This window comes from Pseudomonas sp. EB271-G4-1 (assembly GCF_058791355.1).
The window spans coordinates 1-7,244 of sequence record NZ_JBYTEO010000122.1; the positions used below are offsets into that span (position 1 = coordinate 1).

At 61.3% G+C, this 7,244-nt stretch carries 9 protein-coding genes; 4 read left to right on the forward strand and 5 right to left on the reverse strand.

The features are described from left to right. Positions 1 to 221 precede the first annotated feature (221 nt). The 5 genes from rluB to AC3WWR_RS30515 all read right to left on the reverse strand — a co-directional run bounded on the left by rluB (position 222) and on the right by AC3WWR_RS30515 (position 4,972). Positions 222 to 1,439 carry a 23S rRNA pseudouridine(2605) synthase RluB gene (gene rluB, locus AC3WWR_RS30495; RefSeq protein ID WP_151140957.1) on the reverse strand — a complete coding sequence of 406 codons (1,218 nt, stop codon included), beginning with the start codon at positions 1,437 to 1,439 and terminating at the stop codon, positions 222 to 224. Between the two features lie 242 nt (positions 1,440 to 1,681). Next, positions 1,682 to 2,635: an SMC-Scp complex subunit ScpB gene (scpB, locus tag AC3WWR_RS30500; RefSeq protein ID WP_020795369.1), complete on the reverse strand. Its 954-nt coding sequence runs from the start codon at positions 2,633 to 2,635 to the stop codon at positions 1,682 to 1,684. Between the two features lie 11 nt (positions 2,636 to 2,646). Then, positions 2,647 to 3,465, reverse strand: coding sequence for a segregation and condensation protein A (locus AC3WWR_RS30505; RefSeq protein WP_007984128.1), 819 nt, complete (start codon positions 3,463 to 3,465; stop codon positions 2,647 to 2,649). Continuing rightward, the gene (locus AC3WWR_RS30510) at positions 3,466 to 4,095 is read right to left on the reverse strand and encodes an L-threonylcarbamoyladenylate synthase (RefSeq protein WP_033041944.1); all 630 of its coding nucleotides are present in this window, start codon (positions 4,093 to 4,095) and stop codon (positions 3,466 to 3,468) included. A 13-nt stretch (positions 4,096 to 4,108) separates the two neighbouring features. Next, positions 4,109 to 4,972, reverse strand: a complete 864-nt coding sequence (locus tag AC3WWR_RS30515) for a PHP domain-containing protein (protein WP_020795371.1) — start codon at positions 4,970 to 4,972, stop codon at positions 4,109 to 4,111. 87 nt (positions 4,973 to 5,059) lie between these two features. Here AC3WWR_RS30515 and AC3WWR_RS30520 point away from each other — a divergent pair, with 87 nt between their 5' ends. From AC3WWR_RS30520 to AC3WWR_RS30535, 4 genes are all read left to right on the forward strand, one after another. After that, complete coding sequence (locus tag AC3WWR_RS30520) at positions 5,060 to 5,656, forward strand: septation protein A (protein ID WP_083348423.1); 597 nt, start codon at positions 5,060 to 5,062, stop codon at positions 5,654 to 5,656. Position 5,657: 1 nt separating this feature from the next. After that, positions 5,658 to 5,957, forward strand: coding sequence for a YciI family protein (locus tag AC3WWR_RS30525; RefSeq protein ID WP_008021382.1), 300 nt, complete (start codon positions 5,658 to 5,660; stop codon positions 5,955 to 5,957). Positions 5,958 to 6,067: 110 nt separating this feature from the next. Next, a complete protein-coding gene (locus tag AC3WWR_RS30530) occupies positions 6,068 to 6,481 on the forward strand; it encodes an SH3 domain-containing protein (RefSeq protein WP_020795373.1) in 414 nt (137 codons plus the stop codon). 7 nt (positions 6,482 to 6,488) lie between these two features. Further along, the gene (locus AC3WWR_RS30535; protein WP_008055526.1) at positions 6,489 to 7,166 is read left to right on the forward strand and encodes a response regulator transcription factor; all 678 of its coding nucleotides are present in this window, start codon (positions 6,489 to 6,491) and stop codon (positions 7,164 to 7,166) included. The last annotated feature ends 78 nt before the right edge of the window (positions 7,167 to 7,244 follow it).

The window sequence follows — 7,244 nt, forward strand, 5'->3', positions numbered from 1 at the left end:
GCCCTGCTGAAGGGGCAGAGTGAATACCAACCGAAAACCAGTTGAGGGCTTCCCCTCAACCATAGAATCTCCCACAGGAGACTGCGTTGTTTCATGGAAATGTGATCCCTTGTGGGAGCGAGCCTGCTCGCGAAGGCGCCCTCAAAAACACCACCGGGCTAAAGCCAGGCGCAAAAAAACGCCAACCCGAAGGTTGGCGTTTTTCATGAAGCGCTTACCGATTACTCCGGCTTACGACGACCAAACCCCGGACGCTGGCCGGAACCCGCCGGCGCGCCGCGGCGCTTGCCCGACGGCTTGTCACCCTCGACCAGGCTGATGCCTGGACGCTTCGATGCCGGCTTGGCCGGGCGCTTGGTGTCGGCTGGACGATCGGCTACCGGCGTACCACGACCTTCGCCACGCTCGGTACGGCCATTGGCCGGACGTGGTGTGCGTGGACCGCGTTCGCCGTCCTGGCGGGCGGCTGGCTTGCGTGCTGGACGCTCGCCTTCGATCTGCGGTTCGCGGTTGGCACGCGGCGAGGCCGGTGCGGCGGCACCAGTGGCTGGACGCAGGGTACGTACGCGCTCGGTCTTGGCCATTGGACGCGACGATTTACGCTGCATCCGGTCAAGCTTGTCTTTGCTCTTGGCGTTCATCTGCGGCATCGCCACCGGCGCCAGGCCAACTTCGGCACTCAGGATGTCGACTTCGTACTGGCTCATTTCACGCCAGCGGCCCATCGGCAGGTCCGAATTGAGGAACACCGGACCAAAACGCACGCGCTTCAGACGGCTGACCACCAGGCCCTGGGACTCCCACAGGCGACGAACTTCGCGGTTGCGACCTTCCATCACTACGCAGTGGTACCAGTGGTTGAAACCTTCGCCGCCCGGCGCTTGCTTGATGTCGGTGAACTTGGCCGGGCCGTCTTCGAGGACTACGCCAGCTTTCAGACGCTCGATCATCTCGTCGTCGACTTCGCCACGCACACGTACCGCGTATTCACGGTCCATTTCGTAGGAAGGGTGCATCAGGCGGTTGGCCAGCTCACCGTCGGTGGTGAACATCAGCAGGCCGGTGGTGTTGATGTCCAGGCGACCGATGTTGATCCAGCGACCTTCTTTCGGACGCGGCATCTTGTCAAACACGGTCGGACGGCCTTCCGGGTCGACGCGGGTGCAGATTTCGCCATCGGGCTTGTTGTACATGATCACGCGGCGGACCGCCTCGGCGGCCTCTTCACGCTTGATCACCTTGCCATCGATGGTGATGGCGTCGTGCATGTCGACGCGCTGGCCAAGGGTGGCGTCTTTGCCGTTGACCTTGATCCGGCCGTGGCTGATCCAGGCTTCCACGTCACGGCGCGAGCCGACGCCGATACGGGCGAGGACTTTCTGCAGTTTTTCGCCTGCTGGGCCGATTTCCTGGTCGTCTTTCTGGTCTTTGATACTCATCTGGGCACCTCCCGGTGTGTTCTGAAAACTGGGTACTAGGGCGAAGGGATCGCCGAAGGGTCGCGAATCATACGCGCATGCGGGCGTTTGCGCATCAGAGAGTAGCTGATGGAACGTGACTTACTGATTTTTCCGCCGACCGGTGACACGCTATTAACATCAAGATCAAAAGATCGCAGCCTGCGGCAGCTCCTACATTTGGAATGCGATTCCTGTAGGAGCTGCCGCAGGCTGCGATCTTTTCAATCTTCAAGCTCGCGGCGTTCGGCTTCGATGGCTTCGGCCAGGGCCAATGCTTCGGCTTCCTCGTCGCTAAGCTCGGGTTTCGGCTGTTCCAGGGCGGCGACGGCGGCCAGCAGTTTTTCACGGGCCTCGGCGACGCCGAGGATGTCGTCTTCCTGCTCGGGCTCAGCTTCAGCCCGCAGATCCACCGGCTCCGGCTCGATGTCGATCGCCTCTGGATCAGTCTGCGGCGCATCACCATCACGCAACAAATCATCGAAGTCGGTCTTGATCCCCTCCTCCATGCTGTCCAGTTCCAGCAACAGCGTATGAAAACTGGTCTCTTCCTTGGGTTCTTCCGGTTCGGCGCTGGCATCGGCCAGCTCCTGCAGCCCGGCGGGTACTGGCGCGTCGTCGAAATCGAGCACCGGATCAGGCTCCAATTCGCGCACCTCGGCCAGCGGCGGCAGGTCATCGAGGTTTTTCAGGTTGAAGTGATCGAGGAACGCCTTGGTGGTGGCGAACATCGCCGGCTTGCCCGGTACGTCGCGGTAACCGACGATGCGGATCCACTCACGTTCCATCAGGGTCTTGACGATCTGGCTGTTGACCGCCACGCCCCGCACATCCTCGATTTCGCCCCGCGTGATCGGCTGGCGATAGGCGATCAAGGCAATGGTTTCGAGCATGGCCCGCGAGTAACGCTGCGGCCGCTCTTCCCACAAACGCCCGACCCACGGCGAAAACTTCTCACGGATTTGCAGGCGATAGCCGGACGCAACTTCCTTCAACTCGTACGCGCGGCCATCGCACGACTTGCCCAGAATAGTCAGCGCTTTCTTGAATACCGCCGGTTCCGGGCGCTCGGCCTCTTCGAAGAGCTCGAACAGGCGCTCCAACGATTGCGGTTTTCCGGAGGCCAACAGAAAGGCTTCGAGCAGTGGCGCCAGCTCGCGGGGTTCACTCAGGTTCATGATTGGACTCGTTATTCGGCTCGTGCTCGGACGTGGATCGCGGCGAACGGCTCATTCTGCACCAGCTCGACCAAGGATTCCTTGACCAGTTCGAGGATCGCCATGAAGGTCACGACAACCCCCAGGCGCCCTTCCTCGGCGGTGAAAAGCTCGACAAACGGCACAAACCCGCCGCCCTTCAGCCGTTCCAGCACATCGCTCATGCGTTCGCGGGTGGACAGCGCCTCGCGGCTGACCTGATGGCTTTCAAACATGTCGCCCCGGCGCAGCACCTCGGCCATGGACAGCAGCAACTCTGACAAACGCACATCCGGCAACAGTTTGCGCGCCCGCGCCTCCGGGGCATCGAGCTTGGGCACGACCACGTCGCGACCGACCCGGCTTAAGCCGTCGATACCTTCGGCGGCGGCCTTGAAACGCTCGTATTCCTGCAAGCGGCGGATCAGTTCGGCGCGCGGGTCTTCTTCCTCGTCTTCGACGGTTTCAGCCCGTGGCAGCAGCATCCGCGACTTGATCTCGGCCAGCATCGCGGCCATCACCAGGTATTCGGCCGCCAGTTCCAGGCGCACCGACTGCATCAACTCGACATATCCCATGTACTGCCGGGTGATTTCCGCCACCGGAATATCGAGGATATTGATGTTCTGTTTGCGGATCAGGTACAGCAGCAGGTCGAGCGGGCCTTCAAAGGCTTCGAGAAAGACTTCCAGCGCATCCGGCGGGATGTAAAGGTCCAGCGGCATTTCCATGACCGCCTGGCCATAGACCATGGCGAAGGGCAGCTCTTGCTGGGCGCCGGCCTGGCTGTCGACGGGTTCCACTGCGGACATCTAGGCCTCGACCATGAACGGCGCAGGGTCACCGCAACCGACACGGATCACTTCCGGTTCGCCATCGGCGAGGTTGATCACGGTGGACGCCTTGATCCCGCCGAAGCCGCCATCGATGATCAGGTCCACCTGATGCTCGAGCAACTGGCGCATTTCGTAGGGATCGGTCATCGGGTCATCATCGCCCGGCATGATCAACGTCACGCTCATCAGCGGTTCGCCCAGCTCTTCCAGCAGCGCCAGGGCAATCGGATGGCTCGGCACCCGCAGGCCGATGGTGCGCTTCTTCGGATGCAACAGCAGTCGCGGGACTTCGCGGGTGGCATTGAGGATGAAGGTGTAGGGTCCCGGAAGATGGGCCTTGAGAATGCGGAAAGTGCCCGTATCGATCTTGGCGAACAGACCCAGTTGCGACAGATCGCTGCAGATCAGCGCAAAGTTGTGCTTTTCATCGAGCTGACGCAGGCGGCGAACGCGCTCCACGGCGACCTTGTCGCCGATCTGGCAACCGATTGCGTAGGAGGAGTCCGTGGGATAAATCACCACCCCGCCCTTGCGGATGATCTCGACAGCCTGCTTGATCAGGCGCGCTTGCGGGTTTTCCGGATGAATCTGGAAAAATTGACTCACATTCTCTACCTGTTCAGACGGCGGCAATAATTGGGTCATGTTTGAATCGACACCACAGTGGTGGCAGATCCTCCGGGAGCGGGCGGTATTCACCGATCTCGGACCAGCCTCCAGGGCCATGAAAATCACTGCCGGCGCTGACCAGCAGACCGAACTCGCGGGCCAGGATCGCGAGGCTGCCCACTTGTTCGGCAGGCTGATAGCCATTGACCACCTCGATTGCGTGGCCCCCTGCTTGAATATAGTCGGCAATCAGGCGGCGACGCTTGCTGCGAGTGAATTCGTAATGCCAGGGATGGGCCAGGCTGACCCAGGCCTTGGCCGCGCGCAGGGTTTCGACGGTTTCGTCCAGGGTCGGCCAATGCTGCTTGACGTCTCCCAGCTTGCCGGCGCCGAGCCATTTGCGGAACGCTTCGGCACGATCCTTGACGAAACCTTCGCGCACCATCCAGTCGGCGAAGTGCGGGCGGGCCGGTGCGTTACCGCTATCTCCCAAGGCCTGCTGGACTTCCCTTGCGCCGTCCAGCGCACCCGGCATGCCCTTGAGCGCCAGTTTGCGGCTGATTTCCTCGGAGCGTAGCCAGCGCCCATCGCGCAACCTGGCAATCGCCTCGACCAACGGCGCGGCATCGACGTCGAAGCCGTAGCCCAGAACGTGAATGGTCGCGCCGCCCCAGGTGCAGGACAACTCGACGCCGTTGACCAGTTGCATCCCCAGCGCATTCGCAGCGTGACGGGCCTCGTCGAGGCCTTCAAGGGTGTCGTGATCGGTCAAGGCCAGGACTCGCACGCCTTTCTCGAATGCACGCGCAACCAGAACCGCAGGCGCCAGGGCGCCATCGGAGGCCGTGCTATGGCAGTGCAAATCAACATTCACAGGGCTTTGTAACCTCAAATCAGCTGGCGCTATCGCGCGCCCATATGTTTGTTATTATGCCGCCACATCCTGCTTCTGGCTGCCACTGTGAAACAATTCATCGATTTCATCCCGCTCCTGCTGTTTTTCATCGTCTTCAAAATCGATCCACGGGTCGTCGACATTGCCGGCCACGAGGTCACTGTAGGCGGTATCTACAGTGCCACCGCGATGCTGATCATCAGCTCCCTGGTGGTCTACGGCACGCTGTTCATCAAGCAGCGCAAGCTGGAGAAGAGCCAGTGGCTGACCCTCATCGCCTGCCTGGTCTTCGGCAGCCTGACCCTGGCCTTCCACAGCGAGACCTTCCTGAAATGGAAAGCCCCGGTGGTCAACTGGCTGTTCGCCCTGGCTTTCATCGGCAGCCACTTCATCGGTGACGAACTGCTGATCAAACGCATCATGGGCCATGCGCTGACCCTGCCTGAGCCGGTCTGGATGCGCCTGAACATCGCCTGGATCGCGTTCTTCCTGTTTTGCGGCGCCGCCAACCTGTTCGTCGCGTTCACCTTCCAGAGCTACTGGGTCGACTTCAAGGTCTTCGGCAGCCTGGGCATGACTTTGCTGTTCCTGGTCGGCCAGGGCATCTACCTGTCCCGCCACCTGCACGACGCCGATACCACAACGCCGAAAACCGAGGACTGACATGCTTTACGCAATCATTGCCACAGACGTCGCCAACTCCCTGGAAGCCCGCCTGGCCGCACGGCCTGCACACCTCGAGCGCCTGCAAGCGCTCAAGGGCGAAGGTCGCATCGTATTGGCCGGCCCGCATCCGGCGGTCGACAGCAATGATCCGGGGGCAGCGGGTTTCACCGGCAGCCTGATCGTCGCCGAATTCGACTCCCTGAGCGCCGCACAGGCCTGGGCCGACGCCGATCCGTACATCGCCGCAGGCGTCTACGCCAACGTTCTGGTCAAACCTTTCAAGCAAGTCCTCCCGTAAGCTCCCTCTGCGCGGTGAACCTTCTCGGTTCATCGCGTTCTCAATCGCTCATTAATCTCGTTTGCCTGCCGACAAACTCCCCAATATCCGTATTGGAATCAGGAGTCGCGATGCGCAAGGGTCCGTTGTGTCTGATGTTGGTCACGTTGTCGATCGTGGCGCCCGCCCACGGTGAAGAAGCCGCCGAGGGCGCGAACTCCACGCCGCTGTCCTTGAGCGCCGGTAGCCAGATCAACGAACTGCAGCAACGCTTGAAGGAAAGCGAGCGGCAACGAGAAGAACTGAGCAAACAATTGAACAATGCCGATGGCGAGCGCGAAAGCGTCCAGCTGGCCCGATTGCGCCAGGAGAATCAGCGACTCAAGCTGCAACTTCGGGAAGTACAGGCCGGCAGTTCGATCCCGCGCTTGTTGACCGATCAGCAACAGTGGTTCGTCATTGGCGCCGGGGTGGCGCTATTCGCCCTGCTCTGCGGTATCTTCGCCAGTGGTGCGAGGCGAAAACGTCGACAATGGCTAAATTGAGTGATCCATGAGCGAGTTGTTATTAATTGATGATGACCAGGAACTGTGCGAGCTCCTGGGCAGCTGGCTGAGCCAGGAAGGGTTTCAGGTGCGCGCCTGTCATGACGGCCAGAGCGCGCGCCGCGCGTTGGCCGAAACGTCCCCGGCGGCCGTGGTACTGGACGTGATGTTGCCGGACGGCAGCGGCCTGGAACTGCTCAAGCAGCTGCGCAGCGATCACCCCGACTTGCCGGTGCTGATGCTTTCAGCCCGCGGCGAACCCCTGGACCGCATCCTCGGCCTGGAACTCGGCGCCGACGACTACCTGGCCAAACCCTGCGACCCGCGGGAACTGACAGCCCGCCTGCGCGCCGTGTTGCGTCGCAGCCATCCGGCGGCAGTGTCCAGCCAGATGGAGCTGGGCGACCTGTGTTTCAGCCCGGTGCGTGGCGTGGTCAGCATCGATGAACAGGAATTCACCCTTACCGTTTCCGAGAGCCGCCTGCTCGAAGCCCTGCTCAAGCAGCCCGGCGAGCCGCTGGATAAGCAGGAACTGGCGCAAATCGCCCTCGGCCGCAAGCTGACCCTTTACGACCGCAGCCTCGACATGCACGTCAGTAATCTGCGCAAGAAGATCGGTCCTCATCCTGATGGCCGCCCGCGTATCGTGGCTTTGCGTAGCCGTGGTTACTACTACAGCCTCTGAATAGAACGCGATCCCTGTAGGAGCTGCCGCAGGCTGCGATCTTTTGATCTTAAAAAGCAAAATCAAAAGATCGCAGCC

Excerpts from the sequence above, each read along its gene's own strand:
- rluB (WP_151140957.1), bottom strand. The coding sequence starts at position 1,439 with ATGAGTATCAAAGACCAGAAAGACGACCAGGAAATCGGCCCAGCAGGC.
- scpB (WP_020795369.1), bottom strand. The coding sequence starts at position 2,635 with ATGAACCTGAGTGAACCCCGCGAGCTGGCGCCACTGCTCGAAGCCTTT.
- AC3WWR_RS30505 (WP_007984128.1), bottom strand. The coding sequence starts at position 3,465 with ATGTCCGCAGTGGAACCCGTCGACAGCCAGGCCGGCGCCCAGCAAGAG.
- AC3WWR_RS30525 (WP_008021382.1), top strand. The coding sequence starts at position 5,658 with ATGCTTTACGCAATCATTGCCACAGACGTCGCCAACTCCCTGGAAGCC.
- AC3WWR_RS30530 (WP_020795373.1), top strand. The coding sequence starts at position 6,068 with ATGCGCAAGGGTCCGTTGTGTCTGATGTTGGTCACGTTGTCGATCGTG.
- AC3WWR_RS30535 (WP_008055526.1), top strand. The coding sequence starts at position 6,489 with ATGAGCGAGTTGTTATTAATTGATGATGACCAGGAACTGTGCGAGCTC.